The following is an 18087-nucleotide window of genomic DNA, read 5'->3' as shown; positions in this document are numbered from 1 at the left end:
ACAATGGCGACACCGCATATTAATGCTGAGAAAGGCGATTTTGCCGATACCGTGCTGATGCCCGGCGACCCGCTGCGTGCCAAGTTCATCGCCGAGACCTACCTGGACGATGTCCGCCTGGTCAACGACGTGCGCAGCATGCTTGGCTATACCGGCACCTACAAAGGCCGCGAGATTTCGGTCATGGGCCATGGCATGGGCATCCCCTCGGTCTCGATCTACGCCAAGGAACTGATCACCGACTACGGCGTTAAATCCGTGATTCGTGTCGGCTCCTGCGGCGCGGTACGCGACGACGTCAACGTCCGCGACGTGGTTATCGGCATGGGTGCGTGCACCGACTCCAAGGTTAACCGCATGCGCTTCAACGACCACGATTTTGCTGCGATTGCCGACTTCGATCTGACCCAGCACGCGGTCGCCGCCGCCAACGCGCAAAACGTGCCGGTGAAAGTCGGCAACATTTTCTCGGCGGATCTGTTCTATAACCCGCAGACCGAGATGGCCGAGATGCTCAAGCGCTACGGCATTGTCGGCGTCGAGATGGAAGCGGCAGGTCTCTACGGCGTGGCCGCGGAATTCGGCGCCCGGGCGCTGACCATCTGCACGGTATCCGACCATATTCTGAAAGGCGACTCGCTCTCCAGCGCCGACCGCCAAACCACCTTCAATGACATGATGACAATTGCGCTCGACACGGTATTACGCGACGACGCAGCGCGCACCTGAAGGCCAACACCAAGGAAATCGCCATGAGCCAAGTCGATTCGGCACTGGTTGAGACACTACTGACAGCGCTCGGCAATGCCTACGCGCCCTATTCCAGCCACCCAGTGGCCGCCGTGATGGAGTGCCCGGACGGCCAGCAGTTCGCCGGTTGCAACGTCGAAGTGGCCCACTACAAAGGGCTCTGTGCCGAAGCCTCGGCGATTTCCGCCATGGCAACCGCCGGGCAACGCGAACTTGCCAAGGTCTATGTGATGGGTCCCGGCGAGCATCTGTGTACGCCCTGCGGCGACTGCCGCCAGCGCATCCGCGAATTTGCCACGCCCGACACGCAGATCCTGGTGCTTTCTCGCGAAGGCGAGGTGCTGAAGACCTACACCATGGAAACGCTGCTGCCTGACGCCTTCGGCCCCGAGCAACTGCCGGCGCGATAACGCCCTCTGTATATCTCTAACGACCAGCCCCTTGTGGGCTGGTTTTGTGCGTTTATTGCTCGTACTCTTATGCGTACTCTTACTCTTAAGAAAACCTGATTGTACAAGACAAAATGTGCCGATTGAGAGCGCATCACACACTGGAGAACGCCATGGCTGGACTATTGCCCAACGTCGACCCCGACGGCCTGCTGGAATATTCGGTGGTCTATACCGACCGCTCGCTGAACCATATGTCGCAGCAGTTTCAAGGCGTGATGCGCGATATTTCCGCCACGCTCAAAGAAGTTTACAACGCCCATACGGCTGTCATCGTGCCGGGTAGCGGTACCTTCGGCATGGAAGCGGTTGCGCGCCAGTTCGCTGTCGACCAGCCGACGCTGGTCATTCGTAACGGCTGGTTCAGCTACCGCTGGACGCAGATTATCGAGATGGGCCGACTGACCGACCAGCACACCGTTCTGAAAGCACGGCGCGAAGCTCCCAACGACCCGCACTCCCCCTTCGCGCCGGTACCCGCCGACGAGGTTGCTGAGCGCATTCGTGCTGAAAAGCCAGCGGTCGTTTTTGCCCCTCAGGTGGAAACGTCCGCCGGGATGCTCTTGCCGGACGACTACATCCGGACCGTTGCCCAGGCGACCCGTGATGTGGGCGGCCTGTTTGTGCTCGACGCGATTGCTGCCGGCACGCTGTGGGTGGACATGCAGTCGCTGGGTGTGGATGTCGTGGTCAGCGCGCCGCAAAAGGGGTGGAGCGGCTCGCCCTGCTGCGCCATGGTGATGCTGTCGGACCGTGCGGCCCAGCGTCTTTCCGAGACGCAGAGCAACAGCTTTGCCTGTGACCTGGGAAAGTGGCACAGCATCATGCAGGCCTACGAGAACGGCGGGCACGCCTACCACGCCACCATGCCCACCGATGCCTTGCGCCAGCTGCGCGACATCATGCAGGAAACGCGTGACTACGGCTTTGGCAAGGTCAAAGAGGAGCAGCAGGCGATCGGTCGAGATGTCCGCGCCATGCTCAAGCGCCACGGCTTTGCAAGCGTCGCGGCAAATGGCTTTGAGGCCCCGGGTGTGGTGGTGTGTTACACCGACGACAGCGGCCTGGTTGGCAAGCTCGCCCGGGCTGGCGTGCAGGTGGCCGGCGGAGTGCCACTAATGTGCGATGAGGGCGACCACTTCCAGACCTTCCGGATTGGCCTGTTCGGGCTCGATAAGCTACACCATACCCAGCGCAGTGTTGATAGCCTGGAAAAAGCCATCGAGGCAGTCAGCTAGGTATGGAAAAGCCTGCTATCCGCGATAGCAGGCTTTTGGCAAGTCGCACCAGCCCACTAGCGAGCCGACCACAGCAATCAAGGGCTACATATAGCCCACGCCACGCGGCATCATGCCCAGGTTGTTTTCAACCTGCGTCACCCCTGCAACGTTCTCTGCCACCACCGTCACGGCCTTTTTCTGTTCAAGGGATTCAACCAGCCCCCAGACTTCCACGCCGCCGCCATCGACAATCAGACTGATATTTTCGACGCGCACGTCGGTATGGCGTTCAATGTCGTTAAGGATGGCTTCGCGAATTTGTCGATCGTCTGCGGGCGACTGTGTTGGCCCCACGACGGCATTCGCAATGCCTTGCAATAAATTAGCGCGACTGACGATGCCCACCAATTTGCCATCACGCAGAACAGGCACGCGTTTGATGTGGTGCTTTTCCAGCAGGCGAGCAATGCTGTGTATTGGCGTGTTTTCCTCAATGCTCAGTGGGTTGGGCGTCATGACATCCTGAGCTTTACGACCATGGGATTTCACATAGCCGCTTGAACTTTTGCCGGCCCCCAAAAGCGACAACCAACCTGACTGGGGGTGGCCGTCATCGTCTTTTAACCGACGCATCAAATCGCCTTCGCTAACAATCCCGACCACTCTATGCTCACCATCCACCACAGGGACAGCACTGATACGGTGGCTAAGCAGCAATTGTGCGATATCGCGCACATCGGTGTCGGGCGCCACACTCACCACTTTGGGCGTCATGATATCGATAGCTTGCATGGTGCTCCTCCTGGCAACGGGCCCTTGCGACGTTATCGTCGTAGTTTGCAAAGCCCTATATCTCAGACTAGCCCGCTGCTCTTCAGTTGCCCATGCTGACGCCCATTAGTTGGCGCCTTTTTGATCTAGCGCAGTTTATTCACTGGTCTTTTTCACTGACCTTTTCTGTGCCGCTCTCCCCGACTTTTTCTACGTCGACAATCCCTGATCGGCTGACCACGACCTTCCAGCGGGCCAGGTAAGGCTGATCTTCGCTCCCGGTTTCGCGAATGACCAGGTTGAACAGATGACGACGCTCGACACTTTCACGCACGGCCTGGCCTTCTTTAAGTCGATAGACGGCGTACTTGCCCTTGCTCATCAGCCGGGTCAGCATGGAGATATCCAGCGTTAAGCTTTCCTGGGTATGTTCGTAACCACTCAGGAAGCGGGTCGGCGACATCCGAGAGCGTGAACGGTAATGCAGCACCACCTCCTCACGCTGGGCCACGGTCCGGCGACGCAACTGCTGAATTTCAGCGTCCAGGGATGAATAGCGCTTATAGTCGAACCATTCGAGTTGATGCCCCACCGACACATTGCGGTTGGGGTCGACGTACTGGCGCCGCCACTTAGGCCGTCCACGGCGCAGCCAGCGCCATAGCGTATTACGTAAATCGTCTTTGAAGACTTCGCGCATGGCATAAAGTACGGCCATGGCAATCACAAACAACGCGGTAATATCGCCGAGGGTATCGCGCAGACGAAGTACGCCAAACGAAACAAAGGCCATCACCACAGCCGTCGCCAAGGCTTTGACGGCTTTTTGCTCACCTCCGCCCAACTCCTGGGGTCGCTGCTTGAGGGTAATGGGATATTCGATCAAGCGCCGCAGCAAACGCATTTTATTCGACATGCGGGTAGGGTCAGCCATCACCCGTTCGGCGTTGTATTCCTGCTCGCGCCGGTAGGCTTCTTCACGCTGGCAAATCGCCACAAACCGGTGACGGATAGGGGTAAACTCACCGCCCCTGGGCATGTGAGCCACCAGCGCCAATAACTGCTGTTCGGTAAACCACGACAGATAATTATCAATGTTGGTGAAATACTTGGTCAGTCGTTCATCCCGGGGCGGATGGCGACGCAGGCGCCTCAGAATGCTTTCACTCAAATCACTGGTTTCCTGCAGCTGGTCACGCAGACGATCGGCGCTTTCCTGGTCGACCTGATATTTATCTTCGCTTCGGCGTATATCCCGCGCACAGGCCAGCATCGCTTGCGTATTGCGCTCCATGGCGCCAACGTATTGATAAGCATAAAGGCTGAGGCTTAGACGATAGGAGTCACTGCCCAACTGGTTGCGGCTCGCCAGGCGGCTGTGCACCAAGGGCAGATGATATTCGTCACTGTAGTAGGTACGCGACACTTGAATCGCCGCGTGGTAGAACGCCTCCTCCGAAATCAGCTGGGTCGAAAGGCCAAGATCCCCAGGCACGAATAGATAAATATCCAGGTTGTGAGAGGTTTCTTCCTTCAAGCGGCGTGAAATACGCAGTTGAAAGCTATTTTTACGTTCTACATTAATCAACTCACCAATCTCCTGCTTCCCTGGATACGTCAATGCGATAACATGTCATTATCTCGAACCGGTGAAGGCCTTGCCTTAAGGCACGCCTGACGCCACTATTGCCCGCTGTTCTTTTCGCTTTGGGAGCCTGTGGATGTCCATGGCCCGTTTTTCACCCTTTGAGCTGGTGCTGTTAAATAGCCGCAGCCAAGTGGATACGGCAACGCTACTATTGCTGGCTTGGGTACTTGTGAACCGCCAGCACGTGTCGGAAGGTCAGCGACGCCGTCGCCTGGCCCAGGTCACGGCGCAGTTTCGTCATGGACATGAATTGGGGCCGGTCATGAGCATTGCCCATAGTCAGGACCTTCAAGCCATTCAGCTGGCCGCCGAGATTCTGCGTAAAGAGTGCTCGCAGGAGCGCAGCTTGAGTGTATTGCACCAGTCGATCACCGTGGCAACCGATGACGGAGAACTGTCGTTAGCCAACCATTATATCCTGCGCTTTCTGGCGGACTTGCTCAATGTGACCCCCACAACCCTGAGCACCTTGTTTCATGAACTAACGGGCCGGCCGTTTGTGTCTCCTGAAGATCCCAGTCGTCATGCCTACTGGCAGCATCACAATCCTGACTATTTTAACCAAAAGGCACGCGAGGCCGCTGCTGAACAGCAGGCTCGGGACGAAGCAGCACAGCAGGCCGATGAGAAACACCAGCAACGCAAACAGAAAAAACAGCGTAAGCAGCAGGAAAAGCAGCGCCAACAGGAAGAGGCTCAAGCGCGTCAGGCGCACGCCCGACAGGAACGTGAACGCCAACGGCAACGCGATGACCAGTACCGCCGCGAACAGGCTCAGCGTGAACAGGCGCATCAAGACCGGTCTCGGTACGAACGCGCCCAGGGTGAACGCCGACAGTGGCAGCGCACCGCACCTCCCCCGGACCGTACCACGCGTGCCCTGGCCGTCCTCGGGCTGCCGCCGGGGGCCAGCCGCAGCGACGTACGCCTCGCTTATCGGCGCATGGCACAGCTTCATCACCCGGATCGTTTTTTTACCGAAAGCGAGCATCAGGTGGCGCTTGCCTCCGCACGTTTTCAGCGGATCAAAAACGCGTATGATTACCTGATGCAAACCTACTAAAAGACGCAGCAGCGACAGACGGAATAACCACAAAACTATGCGCGATTTGTATCAACGCCTATCACTTTCACCAGAGGCAAGTGAGCACGACATCCATAATGCCGTGATGCGCTGCCCCAACAGTGCCCTACGCCAGGACGCTGAGAGTGTTCTCGCGGTCAACGAGCACCGTGAGGCCTACGATACGTTACACCACACGCTCAACGATATTGGCTGCCTGCGTGCGCGACTTGGCTTGACCCACGGAGCGCACTGGCAAGGCGATGTGGCCAACGATTTTTCGCTGCCACCCGATCATGCCATTTCGCGCCACGATGAAATGGTCGACCGCGTCAGCAACGCAGTCTCACTGTACAATCGCTGGCGGCGCTGGCGAGGCCCATGGCTACTCGTCACCGTGTTCGCGACCGGGGCCGGTCTCGGCATCATAATGGGATTTGCCCTCTGCATGGGGCTTGCCGCGGGATAGGCGACGGTTCTCATCCCCTCCCTTGCGCTGTCGTTCATCTTTCCTGATTTCGGCTTTGGTCGGCATCGGTGCGGGTTTGGGTGGTGTCGGCCTTTCTCTCCCTCCTGATGTCTCCTCAGGGTCACTGACGTCCTCATTGGAGTGACGCTCGTCGGCTGAGTCACCGTCACCCTGCAGCCTCATGTCCACGCTGCCACCCGACGCCGTAGAACCACCTGCCAGACCTTCCATGCTGACGCTCAAACGTGGCACGCCCAGGTCGACCCCGTCGGCTTCCATGCGTTGTTTCAACATCAGGTTAAAGGCGCGGGCTACGTCCCATTGCATTTCGGGTGCGGTACGGAACCGCATGCGCAAGATAGCACCACCATCGTCAAAACTGTCGATTCCCTGCATCTCAAGCGGCGACCAGATATGGTGGCGCATCATCGGATCCTTGCGCAGTTCCTGGGCGGTTTCCTGCATCAGATGGATGGCATCGTCTATGTTCATGTCGTGGGGAATCCGGATACGCATCAGCGCAATACCGAACTGCCGGGACATGTTGTGGATCGATTCAATGCGGCTGAACGTGATGATATGCACAATGCCGTCAAGGTCGCGCAGCCTTACCGTTCGTAGAGTCAGGCCTTCTACCGTGCCCATGTGGCCATTGATTTCGACAAAGTCGTCCACGGCAAGGGAGTCTTCAATCAGGATAAAAATACCCGTGATCAGATCCTGAACCAGCGTTTGCGCCCCAAAGCCGATCGCCAGACCGATGACACCAGCACCCGCCAACAGCGGCGTCACGTTAACGCCCAGATTGGCGAGTCCGGCAATAACGGCAATAATCAGAATCGTGATGAATATGACGTTGCGGATCATCGGCGTGATGGTTTGCGCACGCGCCTGATTGACCCGTTTACCGCGGGAGCGCGTTGATGAGATCAACGCGCGCTGAATGGCCGTATCGGCAAAAATCCATACCAGCCACGCCAGCAGTACGGTTCCGCCCAGGCTCACCAGGGCTGGGCCAAGCTGGGCGCCCGCCAGGCCGCGCTGGCCCAGGCCAAACATCGAGCTACCCCATACCTGCATCGACAGTTCAGCAAAGACCACCCAAGCACAAATGTGTGCCAGCACGAATCCAAAACGCTCAAGCCGCTTTCGGTACTGACTCTGCCGACGGCGACGGTGGCGGCGCTGACCCAAGCGCTCAGCTTGACGACGCAGCAGGCCAGTCACAACCAGCGTCAGTACCAGTAGGCTCGCCGAAATGATCGACCGGGCAAGTGCCGTGCCCACATCGCCAACGGTAATAAAGATCGCCAGCAAAGAGCCACCTACCAACAGCAGCGCAGGGATATGCCACAGCCCACCGAGCGCGCGAATCATCTCCACAGCAGTGTTGGCATCCCGCCGTTGCTTGTAGGGGCGGTTACAGATCAGGTGACGCACTGGACGTTTGAATTTGATCACGAAGCGGGCCGAGATCAACGCTGCCAGCATATTGGCCAGTACGGAAACCAGGCTGGAAAGCTCGTTGCCCAGCATTTCGACAATGCGGGTCGAATTCACCGCATCGCCCAGTGCGATCAGCGCACCAATGACAAACAGGCCTCGCAGAGCACGCTGATGCAGCAGTTGCACGGCCGTAAACCGATGCCCACGGCTGAAGAAGGCCACGACGGTTTCAAACACCACCGAGAGCAACCGACCACAAACGCAAATATAAGCCACGACCAACACCATGGTCCGGCCTGGGCTATAAGCCATCAACTGGCCGATCCCCAGCGTAATCGCAAACGCCAGTATCCAGGGCAGGATGCGCCGAAAGAAGTGCACGACCATCAGCCAGCCTTTCGGGTCGCGGGGCAAATCAAGCGGCCACTCGCGGCGATTGGCGATCACCCTTCCTGCACCAATCATGGATACCAGCAGTCCCACCCAGACCACAGCAAGGACCGCGCCTTCGGCCACCGCACGAATCATCTCGCCGCGACTGGCGCTACTGGCCACGGCTTGCAACCCCTCACCGCCGTTGACCAGTTGACGTTGCCACTCTTCTATTGGCGAACCACCCGCCTGTGCCTGCTCACCGATGTCGGTAAGCGTATCCGCAAGCGCCCCTAGTACCCCCTGGCGAACGACCCCATCATCATTACTGGCTTCTTCCGTCGTGGTTTGCAGTTCACGCAGCGAGTTGATCAATTCGCTGCGCCGCTCTTCGTCTTCAAGCATTGAAATAACGTCATTCAGCGATCCCTGAAAGTCTTCGCTGTTAACGTCGTTCTGCTCTTCCGAGTCACCGCCACCGAGGCTTGGCAGCGAGATCGCTTGCGCGTGAGCGTGGGACGTCATGACGCCCATCAGTACAATGAAAACAAAACTAAGAACGGTATTGATTAGCCAGTGCGGTCGCACATGTTACTCCTGAACCAAGGCATCAAAAGGCAATGCCGCATAATTATCCCTCTAAAGGGCTCGCTGAGCGAATATTCTCAGCCCTCGGACGTGACTATGATAGGCTGAGCACACAAATCGTTCACCTCACAGGATGCCGAGATGACGTTAGAAGCGCCACCTAATGGATGGAACTCAAAGGGCAAAACTCGCCAGGTCGGTGTCGAAATCGAGTTTGCCGGTCTGCCCCCACGCGACACAGCCCTGATCGTGCGCGAGCTGTTTGGTGGCGAGCTTAACGTGGTCAGCCCTCATCGGCTACTGGTCGAAGGCACTCGTTGGGGCGAATTTGGCATTGAGCTGGATACCCAATATGCGCACCCTGACCGGGCACTACTGGAGGAAATCCACGAGCAGGACAGCGAATGGTCGCGCCAGCAACACCAACATCGCCTGGAGTTCCACCGTAAAACCCGCGAGTTGATTGGCGATATGGTGACGGGCCTGGTGCCGACAGAGATCGTTTGCCCACCGGTACCCTGGAACGAGCTTGACGAGCTCGATACGCTGTTTGAGGCATTGCGGACGCACGGGGCCAAAGGCACGGATGCCAGTTTACTCTACGGTTTTGGGTTACACCTCAACCCGGAAGTTGAGCGCGAAGACGTGGATTACTTGCTGGCGATGCTACGCGCCTACCTGCTCCTGGCAAGCTGGCTGCGCAGCGAGATCAAGGTGGATATCACTCGCGAAGTGCTGCCCCACGCCAATCCCTTCCCCAAAGAGTATGCACTCAAGGTATTAAACCGTCAGTACACGCCGGATATCGACACGCTGATTGATGACTATCTGCACTACAATCCCACCCGCAACCGGGAACTGGATTTACTGCCACTGTTTGCTTACCTTCGCCCTGACCATCCGCACAAGCTGTTGCATAGCGAGTTGACCAAACCGCGACCAACGTTTCATTACCGGCTACCTAATGCCCAGCTTTCGGAGCCCCATTGGGGAGGCGTCACGGAATGGAATCGCTGGGTCGCCGTGGAACGTTTGGCAGCCTCCAGGGAAAACCTTGATGCGCGCTGCGACCACTATATCGCCCAGCATAACCGGCCATTGATCACTCGCCTGGCAAGCCGAGCCAAGCGATGGTGGAGTGAGCACGCTTCAACGAAGCGCTGATAGTTTTAACCTCGGGGTATTCCTGTTCAGTCCTTCACGTCGACTATTCATTCACATTGACTATCCATTCACATTAACCAAGAGTGCCGTTGCATGGCCCGCCCGTTAATTGGCATTACTACTTCAGATGCAAAAAGCCAGCTTGCCTGGTGTTTCGACTGGTTTGCAGTCTGGCGTCATGGTGGCCGACCGCTGCGTTTATCGCCTGCCAGACCTCTGCCCGATGATCTTGACGGACTTATCATCGGCGGTGGTGATGATATTGAAGCCTCACTCTATGGTGGTGAGGTGCAGCTGGACGTCCGTTTGGACCCTGCCCGAGACGAACTGGAGCTCAGACTGCTGAAGCATTTCATACCGCGAAACACCCCCGTACTGGGTATTTGCCGGGGCGCTCAACTGATCAACGTGCACCTGGGGGGAACCCTGGACCCGGATATTTACACGACCCATGAAGGATTGAAGCGTCGACGCACGGTGCTGCCGCGCAAGACCGTCGATATCGTGGGGGCCAGTCAGTTGCACCGCTTGCTCGGCGTTACCTGGTGCCGCGTCAACAGCCTGCACCACCAAGCCGTCAATCGGGCAGGAAAGGGAATCGACATTGTCGCTCGCGACCGCGATGGTCTGGTTCAGGGTATTGAGTCCCGGGACCACGATTTTCTGCTTGGCGTGCAATGGCACCCTGAATGGCTGGTTTTCAACCGCCCCCAACAGCGTTTAGTTCGCGCACTGGTGGCGGCGGCAGAGCGCCGTCAGGCCACTATCAAGCGTTAAGCGCAGCTAGCGCCGCGTCGTAATCCGGCTGGTTTTTCAACTCACTGACCAGCTCGCTGTGCAACACGCGGTTATCGGCGTCCAGCACCACGACGGCCCGGGCACACAGCCCTTCCATAGCGCTATTGCACAACGCAACGCCCCAGGCTTCCTGAAACTCGCGATGGCGGAAGGTGGACAGCGTTTCGACATCGTCCAGGCCTTCCGCGCCGCAAAACCGCTTGGCGGCGAAGGGCAAGTCAGCCGACACCACCAACACCACGGTGTTTTCAAGCCTGGACGCCAGCTCGTTAAACTGCCGGGTCGACATCGCGCAAGTCGGCGTATCAACGCTGGGAATGATGTTGAGCACTTTGCGTTTACCTTGATACGTATCAAGGGTGACATCCTGAAGCTCACTGTTGGTGAGCGTCATGGCAGGCGCCACTTCGCCTGGGGCTGGCAAACGGCCGGCAACATCCATCGGCTCACCGGCACGGGTAATCTGTTGCATATCAGACTCCTGAACGTAGTATGGGATGCCTATACTGCATCCTAAACGGAAATTATCCTAGCTGGTTTGTTACACGCCGCGCCAAGACGAGAGCCATCATGCCTTCTTTAGTGATTCTTAAAACCGGTGATGCCTTCCCGGAAGTGGTTGAACAGCACGGTGATTTTGAGCAGCTTTTTATCCAGCAACTGCGCGAGGCGCTACCTGACGACCTGACATTAAGCGTTTGGGATGTACGGGAGAAAACACCAACGGCGTCGCCCGCCTCGTTTGCCGGTGTGGTCATCACCGGCTCGCACAGTATGGTGAGTGAAGCACCGCCATGGAGCGAGGCGCTAAAACCCTGGCTCAAGCAGGCGCTGGCCGACGACGTGCCAATGCTCGGCGTGTGTTACGGGCACCAGCTCATGGCAGCGGCCTTTGACGGCGTCAGCGACTTCCACCCCGCCGGTCGGGAGTCAGGCACACATCGGCTAAGGCTTACCCAGGCCGGTCAGCAGGATCCTCTCTTCAGCCAGTTGCCCGCGTCCTTCACGGCGCATCTCACCCATGCGCAATCAGTGATGCAGTTGCCACCCAACGCCACGGTGCTCGCGCATAACAGCCACGATGCCCATCAGGCACTACGCTATGGACCACGCCAATGGAGCGTGCAGTTTCACCCCGAATTCACTGCACCGGTGATGCGGGCGTATCTGGAGCGTCAGCGGGCAGCGCTACGCGACCAGGGCGAAGATCCCGACGCCCTGCTGAGTGACGTTCACGACACGCCAGAGGCATCAGGCCTTCTGCGCCGCTTCCTGGCGTTTGTGTAGTCAATCGCGTCTTTGACCACGTCGGGAGGCCAGCCGGTCTGCCAGACGGGTGGGCTCTGGCAGCTTGGTAGCGCCCAGGCAGCGCAACACCCATAGCAAAGACGTTTCCAGTGACAGGCGATGGCCAGGCGACACATACACCGGTTTCACCTTGGCACGTGACCGTAACACCGCGCCAATCACCTCACCGCCGCGGACAGTGAGCGGCACCCAGTCGCCACGCTGCTCGCCCACCTCAGTATGGCAGCCGATAAGCCGCGACTTGGCAATGCCAATGGTCGGCGTATCCAGCCATACCCCCAGATGAGAGGCAACCCCCAGCCGGCGTGGGTGGGCGATGCCCTGTCCGTCCACCATCACCAGTTCGGGTTGAACGGTCAGTTTTGTGAAGGCGCCAAGCGCAGCAGGGATTTCTCGAAACGACAGCAGCCCGGGGATATAGGGCATGCGGGTGGGCTCGCGGTGAACCACTTGCTCTATAACGCTTAAGTCAGGCGCAGTATCAGGGTCCCACTTGAGCACCACCACCGCTGCCCGGGTTGTTTCACCGCCATCCTCAAAACCGATATCCACTCCGGCAATATGGCGTACCGTATCGAGTCGGTCGGTCAGCTCAAGCCGCTTTGCCAACTCCGTCTGCAGCGCCACTGCGTCCTTGGGCGCCAGGCTCCATTCATGCAGTGATGCAAGCATGGTTTCCTCCTTGGGCGGGTGAGCGGTGAATATAACAAAAAACGCCCCCGCACCTGGGAAGGCACGGGGGCGTCGGATGTCACCAGTGACCGCTAAGCGGCAACTGATGGCGCCTTAGGCGCGTTCGCGGCGACGAACCGGCGCATCGCCTTCGTCACGGCGACGGCGCGGAGCACGCTCTGGGGCGCTGTCTTCGCTGATTTCCAGCGGACGGCCGGATACGCGAGCACGCGCCATCTTGGTCAGGATTGAAGACGGCAAACCGCTTGGCAGTTCAACTACCGAGAAGGCATTACGGATATCGATACGGCCAATACGCGCGCCTTCGATGCCACCTTCGTTAGCCAGCGCACCGACCAGTTGACCGGGCTTGACGCCGTCTTTATGGCCGACAGAAACGCGGTAGCGGGTCATGCCTTCGCTGGGCGTGCTTGAACGCTCACGGCGAGCACCCGGCTTGCCGCCAGACGCGCCATCACGCGAAGGCTTCTCTTTGCGCGGTGCCTGCAGGCGACCAATAGGCGCTTCATCAGCGCGGGCCATGGCAGAGAAGGCACAGGCCAACTCGACCGGATCATGGCCTTCTTCTACCAGACGCTCGATCAGCGCACGCTGTTCTTCTGCCCCTTTGGTTAACGAAGCGATGACGCGCTGATGGAAAACTTCATCACGGTGCGCACGAATAGCAGATTCGTCAGGTAGCGGCATTTCGGTCATTTTCTGGCCGGTTGCCTGCTCCATCCAGCCCACTTTGCGTCCTTCGCGGAAACCGGCAAAGGTAATGGCGATACCGCTGCGGCCGGCACGGCCAGTACGACCGATACGGTGGGTATACGCTTCCGCATCCTGGGGAAGATCGTAATTGATGACGTGGGTGATCCGCGCTACGTCCAGACCACGTGCGGCCACATCGGTGGCGATCAGCACGTCGACCTTGCCACGCTTCAAACGGGTGATGGTGCGCTCACGCAGGCTCTGATCAAGGTCACCCGAAAGGCCTGCCGCATTGATACCACGCGCCGTCAACTGCTCTACGAGGGTGGTACAGGCGGCACGGGTACGGACGAAGACAATGGCGCCATCGACCGGCTCGACTTCGAGAATACGCGCCAGGGCTTCAAGCTTGGCGCCACCGTCAACACGCACGATGCGCTGCTCGATGTTTTCACCCGTCGTTGTGCCTTTCTCGATCGCGACTTTAACCGGGTCGACCAGATAGCGGTTAACAATACGCTCGATTTCAGTCGGCAGGGTCGCGGAGAAGAACACGCGCTGCGCATTTTTCGGGGTATCGGCAACCACGCGTTTTACGTCGTCGATAAAGCCCATACGCAGCATTTCGTCCGCTTCGTCCAGCACCAGCGCAGAAAGACCGTCAAGTTTCAGACTGCCGCGGTCGAGATGGTCGATAATCCGACCAGGGGTGCCGACAATAACCTGGGCACCGCGCTTCAGCGCGCCGAGTTGCTCACGGTACTCTTGACCGCCACACAGGGTAGCAACTTCGAGGCCTTTAAGGTTTTGGCCGTATTTACTGAACGAGACAGCCACCTGCTGAGCAAGCTCGCGAGTCGGTGCCATGACCAACACCTGAGGCTCACGGCGCGTCAGTTCCAGACGCGATAACAATGGCAATGCAAACGCAGCGGTTTTACCGGTACCGGTTTGCGCCTGGCCCAGCATATCCCGCCCTTCGAGCAACGCAGGAATGGTCTGCGCCTGAATGGGTGAGGGAGTTTCGTAGCCCTGAGATTCAACAGCCGTCAAAACGGCAGGCAATAGAGCAAGATCGCCGAAGCTCGGCGAAGCGACAGAAGTCGAGGTCATTAATCACACCTTGGTAGGCCGGTTGTTCCGGCAAAAAACATCGTAAGCGTCTCTGACTCGTTAATGATGCGCACGTCAAGGCAGCATCAAAGAACATGGCTCCGCATAGCGGATATCGTCATCGGTGGAGTCGGAGACGCCGGTCGCACCCAGCATCCGGATTGGCGCTTTGATAGCGGTTCAATCCGCCGTGGCGACCTTGTTGCGCCGATTTCACCCGTTTGGTGAAATACTGGAGGCGCGCCATCTTCACAGCAGTCAACATCTGGCGTTAGCAGATGTTCCAGCAAACGTTGCTTCGTAGGGAGCGGTTCTTGGGAACGACTCGTGACTACGCAGGCAAACGCTTATCGTCGTGATGGTGGGGTCAGCACATGCGAGGAGTGCGCATGCTAACACCGCCTTCGGTACCTGACCAGTCATTTCAGTGTTTTTTCGTTCGCTGCCTCCTTGCACCATGCCATATTTCGTCTAGCCTGATGGGTGCCTTATCAATTTCATGGCACCTCAAGGAGTGATTCGATGAACTGGGATCAAGTCGAAGGAAGATGGACCGAAGTGAAAGGCAAAGCACGCGCCAGCTGGGGCGAAATCACCGACGATGAACTTGATCAGATCGCCGGCAAACGTGACCAATTGGTGGGCAAGCTGCAGCAAAAATATGGCTTGGAAAAGGAAGAAGCCGAGCGCAAGGCGGACGACTGGGCCAATTCCCTGTAATCGTTCAACGCGCCAATATATTCTCTCAATATTCTGTTGCCTGTCGCCTAGTCGACACGGCTACCCAACCAGATATTGAGGTTCGTAGCCACAAGGAGAGATGCTATGCGTAAATCAATGATCACCACTGCCGTCAGTGCAGCCCTACTCAGCAGTGTTGCCCTCAATGCCAATGCTGCTTCAGACGAGCCACAAGGCATGTATTCCGCCGACGACATCATGGATGCGAGTGTTTATCTCGAAGGCAATTCCAATGAAGAAATCGGTGATGTCGACGACATTCTACTGAACGAAGATATGCAGGTCAGCGCCCTGGTCGTCGAAAGCGGCTCTGTCCTCGGCCTGGGCGGTCGCGAAATCGTCGTCGACACTGACTACTTCAGCCTGGAAACCGATACTGACGGTGACGAAACCGAGCATCGTGTCCTCATCAGCGCCTCGGAAGAGGAAGTAACGTCGTTCCCGACTTATGACCGCGACTGGTGGGAGCAGACCAAGGCAAATGCCCGTGATGCTTGGCAAAGTACCGAGGAAGGGGTTCAAAGCGCCTGGCAAACAACTCGCGAGGCCATTGATCCTGACGAAGAAATCAACGAAGAGTAACTTCAGCGTTGATATCATAAATTCCCTTTTAGGAATGACGTCAAAAAAGCCACCGTGAGGTGGCTTTTTGATTTCCAGACGTTTGATCAGGCCTTGCGGCGTATTCCCTTCCCCGATAACCGCTCGCGATCATGGGGACGATCGAAGTTCAACGCTGGCCCAACCGGCACGATACGCGTGGGGTTGATGGTGTCGTGACTGTAATAGTAGTGGCGTTTGATGTGGTCCATGTTGACCGTTTCGGCGACGCCCGGCCACTGATAAAGCTCGCGCACATAGTTGGCTAGGTTAGGAAAGTCCTCGATGCGCTTCACGTTACACTTGAAGTGGCCGTAATACACTGCATCGAAGCGTATCAAGGTGGTAAACAGTCGAATATCCGCCTCGGTCAACCACTCACCTGCCAGGTAACGATGCTGTGCCAGACGCGTTTCCATACGTTCCAAGGCATCGAACAGCGCCTGTACATGTTTTTCGTAAACGCGCTGTTCGGTAGCAAAGCCTGACTTGTAAACACCGTTATTGATGTGGTCATAAACGTCGGCATTGACCTCGTCAATGACATCGCGCAGATCATCAGGGTAGAAATCCAGGTCATTGCCGGTCAACTCGTCAAAGGCGCCGTTAAGTATACGCACCAAATCGGCCGATTCATTATTGACAATCGCATCACGCCGCTTGTCCCAAAGCACAGGGACGGTAACGCGCCCGGTGTAGTGGGGATCGGTCATTGTATAAAGCTGGCGATGAAACTCGACCCCATTGACAGAGTCGCCGCTGGCACCTTCGTCTTGATGATAGGTCCACCCTTGATCAAGCATCAACGGGCTGACGTGGGAAGTCCCGATAATCGACTCAAGTCCCTTTAGAGCGCGCATGATAAGCGTACGGTGCGCCCACGGGCAGGCTAGCGATACATAGAGATGATAACGGTTCTTTTCAGCCGGGTAACAGCTACCTTCAACACCTGGATGATCGCCCACCCAGTCGCGCAGCTGGGCGGATTCGCGCACGAACTCCCCCCCATGTTTCTTGGTGTCGTACCACTGGTCGTGCCATTCGCCATCAATCAGCAGCCCCATGGTGTATCTCCTCAAAGCGGTTAGCGTCGATTCAGCATACGCTTGGGGGTACGCGACTCAAGCGGATGTTTTAGCGCTATTCATTCGACGCAATCGAATCCTCGGAAGCACACTCACGCACCGCCTGGCGCAACGCTGCAGCCATGGCATGAGCCGCCGGGCCAGCACGGTCCTGATCACGAAAAATTAATTGGATAGGGACTTCCCGAATACTGCCCGCTGCCAGTGGTAATGGCTTGAGCTGGCCATCACGGAGTTCTTGTTCGATACGCGTTTCTGGCATCCAAGCAAAACCAAGGCCCCGCTTGAGCATATCGAGCGAGGTATTCAGGTGGCTGACCGTCCAGCGCTGTTCGGCTTTCAACCAACCAGCGTTAGTCGATTGGCGAAGCGCGGAATCCCGGACGACTAGCTGACGGTGCTGGGCAAGGTCGCGCAGATCCAGCGATCTACCCAATCTGTGCAGCGCATGAGCGGGATGGGCGACGGCAACAAACTTCACCATCACCAGCGGCTCCCCAAGAAACCCTTGCGCCTCAATACCTGAAATCACCAAGTCCGCGCGGCCATCGTATAGCATTTCAATGCCGCCATTTAAGACGCTTTCAAACAGTTGTACCCGTACCTGGGGATAGGTTTCAGAAAAACGCTCCAGCGCTTTCGCCTGGGCGCCAGCAGGAAACACCTGATCAATTGCGAGGACAACTTCCGCCTCCAGTCCGGCTGCCAACCGCGAGGCCACATCTTCCAGAGACTCAGAACTTTCAATCAACTGACGTGCCCGGCGCAGCAGTAACTCGCCGGCCTCCGTCAGCCGGACCTGGCGCCCTACCGGCTCAAGCACCTGAACCCCTAACTGCTCTTCCAGTTTATGTACCGCATGGTTCAACGTTGAGGGACTTTTATGCACGGCCTCGGCGGCCCGAGCAAACCCTCCATGGTCAACCACGGCGGCTAACATCTGCCACTGTGCAAGTGTTACCCGAGACATTTCGATTTCCCCGACGCAAAACAGCGAAACAATCGCCAAACTTTCGATAAAACCATAGTGCCAGCTTATGGCCCGGATTACCGTAACCCGAACCAACTATTCTGCAAGACGCTTTCTACAAGCCCCTTATCTGCAAGCCCCTTCAG

General features: G+C 57.5%; 18 protein-coding genes. 10 read left to right on the top strand and 8 right to left on the bottom strand.

Annotated features, from left to right (window positions below):
• Window positions 1-3 precede the first annotated feature (3 nt).
• From deoD to R3F64_RS15465, 3 genes are all read left to right on the top strand, one after another.
• On the top strand, window positions 4-729 hold the full coding sequence (deoD, locus tag R3F64_RS15475; RefSeq protein ID WP_309780695.1) for a purine-nucleoside phosphorylase: 726 nt from the start codon (window positions 4-6) through the stop codon (window positions 727-729).
• A gap of 23 nt (window positions 730-752) precedes the next feature.
• The gene (gene cdd, locus R3F64_RS15470; RefSeq protein WP_085918168.1) at window positions 753-1160 is read left to right on the top strand and encodes a cytidine deaminase; all 408 of its coding nucleotides are present in this window, start codon (window positions 753-755) and stop codon (window positions 1158-1160) included.
• 152 nt (window positions 1161-1312) lie between these two features.
• Window positions 1313-2437 carry an aminotransferase class V-fold PLP-dependent enzyme gene (locus R3F64_RS15465; RefSeq protein ID WP_085918169.1) on the top strand — a complete coding sequence of 375 codons (1125 nt, stop codon included), beginning with the start codon at window positions 1313-1315 and terminating at the stop codon, window positions 2435-2437.
• 84 nt (window positions 2438-2521) lie between these two features.
• Here the strand turns inward: R3F64_RS15465 and R3F64_RS15460 are convergent, their stop codons facing one another.
• Together R3F64_RS15460 and R3F64_RS15455 are read right to left on the bottom strand one after the other, a co-directional pair.
• Window positions 2522-3211, bottom strand: a complete 690-nt coding sequence (locus R3F64_RS15460) for a CBS domain-containing protein (RefSeq protein WP_268902510.1) — start codon at window positions 3209-3211, stop codon at window positions 2522-2524.
• A gap of 139 nt (window positions 3212-3350) precedes the next feature.
• Window positions 3351-4778 carry a hypothetical protein gene (locus R3F64_RS15455; RefSeq protein ID WP_332612446.1) on the bottom strand — a complete coding sequence of 476 codons (1428 nt, stop codon included), beginning with the start codon at window positions 4776-4778 and terminating at the stop codon, window positions 3351-3353.
• Window positions 4779-4911: 133 nt separating this feature from the next.
• Between R3F64_RS15455 and R3F64_RS15450 the strand changes: the two genes are divergently transcribed.
• Complete coding sequence (locus tag R3F64_RS15450; RefSeq protein WP_085918172.1) at window positions 4912-5901, top strand: J domain-containing protein; 990 nt, start codon at window positions 4912-4914, stop codon at window positions 5899-5901.
• Window positions 5902-5938: 37 nt separating this feature from the next.
• Window positions 5939-6370, top strand: a complete 432-nt coding sequence (locus tag R3F64_RS15445) for a hypothetical protein (RefSeq protein WP_264823496.1) — start codon at window positions 5939-5941, stop codon at window positions 6368-6370.
• On the opposite strand, the gene R3F64_RS15440 is transcribed toward R3F64_RS15445, so the two are convergent.
• Window positions 6287-8776 (bottom strand): mechanosensitive ion channel family protein, encoded by a 2490-nt coding sequence (locus R3F64_RS15440; protein ID WP_332612444.1) that lies wholly within the window; start codon window positions 8774-8776, stop codon window positions 6287-6289. The genes R3F64_RS15445 and R3F64_RS15440 overlap by 84 nt on opposite strands.
• A 141-nt stretch (window positions 8777-8917) precedes the next feature.
• Between R3F64_RS15440 and R3F64_RS15435 the strand changes: the two genes are divergently transcribed.
• Window positions 8918-9940 (top strand): amidoligase family protein, encoded by a 1023-nt coding sequence (locus R3F64_RS15435; RefSeq protein WP_085918175.1) that lies wholly within the window; start codon window positions 8918-8920, stop codon window positions 9938-9940.
• 93 nt (window positions 9941-10033) lie between these two features.
• The gene (locus tag R3F64_RS15430) at window positions 10034-10717 is read left to right on the top strand and encodes a gamma-glutamyl-gamma-aminobutyrate hydrolase family protein (RefSeq protein WP_085918176.1); all 684 of its coding nucleotides are present in this window, start codon (window positions 10034-10036) and stop codon (window positions 10715-10717) included.
• On the opposite strand, the gene tpx is transcribed toward R3F64_RS15430, so the two are convergent.
• Entirely contained in the window at window positions 10707-11210 is a 504-nt protein-coding gene (gene tpx, locus R3F64_RS15425; RefSeq protein WP_085918177.1) for a thiol peroxidase, read from the bottom strand. The genes R3F64_RS15430 and tpx overlap by 11 nt on opposite strands.
• A 98-nt stretch (window positions 11211-11308) precedes the next feature.
• Between tpx and R3F64_RS15420 the strand changes: the two genes are divergently transcribed.
• Complete coding sequence (locus R3F64_RS15420; protein ID WP_085918178.1) at window positions 11309-12025, top strand: glutamine amidotransferase; 717 nt, start codon at window positions 11309-11311, stop codon at window positions 12023-12025.
• Here R3F64_RS15420 and nfi read toward each other — a convergent pair whose 3' ends face one another.
• Together nfi and R3F64_RS15410 are read right to left on the bottom strand one after the other, a co-directional pair.
• Window positions 12026-12718 (bottom strand): deoxyribonuclease V, encoded by a 693-nt coding sequence (gene nfi / locus R3F64_RS15415; protein WP_332612442.1) that lies wholly within the window; start codon window positions 12716-12718, stop codon window positions 12026-12028.
• Between the two features lie 114 nt (window positions 12719-12832).
• Window positions 12833-14545 (bottom strand): DEAD/DEAH box helicase, encoded by a 1713-nt coding sequence (locus R3F64_RS15410; protein WP_085918180.1) that lies wholly within the window; start codon window positions 14543-14545, stop codon window positions 12833-12835.
• A gap of 522 nt (window positions 14546-15067) precedes the next feature.
• On the opposite strand from R3F64_RS15410, the gene R3F64_RS15405 reads away from it, so the two are divergent.
• Entirely contained in the window at window positions 15068-15265 is a 198-nt protein-coding gene (locus R3F64_RS15405) for a CsbD family protein (RefSeq protein WP_085918181.1), read from the top strand.
• Window positions 15266-15370: 105 nt separating this feature from the next.
• Window positions 15371-15868, top strand: coding sequence for a PRC-barrel domain-containing protein (locus tag R3F64_RS15400; RefSeq protein WP_199283783.1), 498 nt, complete (start codon window positions 15371-15373; stop codon window positions 15866-15868).
• Window positions 15869-15954: 86 nt separating this feature from the next.
• Here R3F64_RS15400 and R3F64_RS15395 read toward each other — a convergent pair whose 3' ends face one another.
• Entirely contained in the window at window positions 15955-16950 is a 996-nt protein-coding gene (locus R3F64_RS15395; RefSeq protein WP_085918183.1) for a glutathione S-transferase family protein, read from the bottom strand.
• Between the two features lie 76 nt (window positions 16951-17026).
• Window positions 17027-17941 carry a LysR family transcriptional regulator gene (locus tag R3F64_RS15390; RefSeq protein ID WP_085918184.1) on the bottom strand — a complete coding sequence of 305 codons (915 nt, stop codon included), beginning with the start codon at window positions 17939-17941 and terminating at the stop codon, window positions 17027-17029.
• Between the last annotated feature and the right edge of the window lie 146 nt (window positions 17942-18087).

The sequence above is a fragment of the Halomonas sp. 5021 genome, from assembly GCF_036663435.1.
In the GTDB taxonomy this organism is placed as follows: Bacteria; Pseudomonadota; Gammaproteobacteria; order Pseudomonadales; family Halomonadaceae; genus Vreelandella; species Vreelandella janggokensis.
The sequence above is the reverse complement of the archived record's forward strand: the minus strand, read 5'-3'. Positions and strand labels throughout refer to the sequence as shown.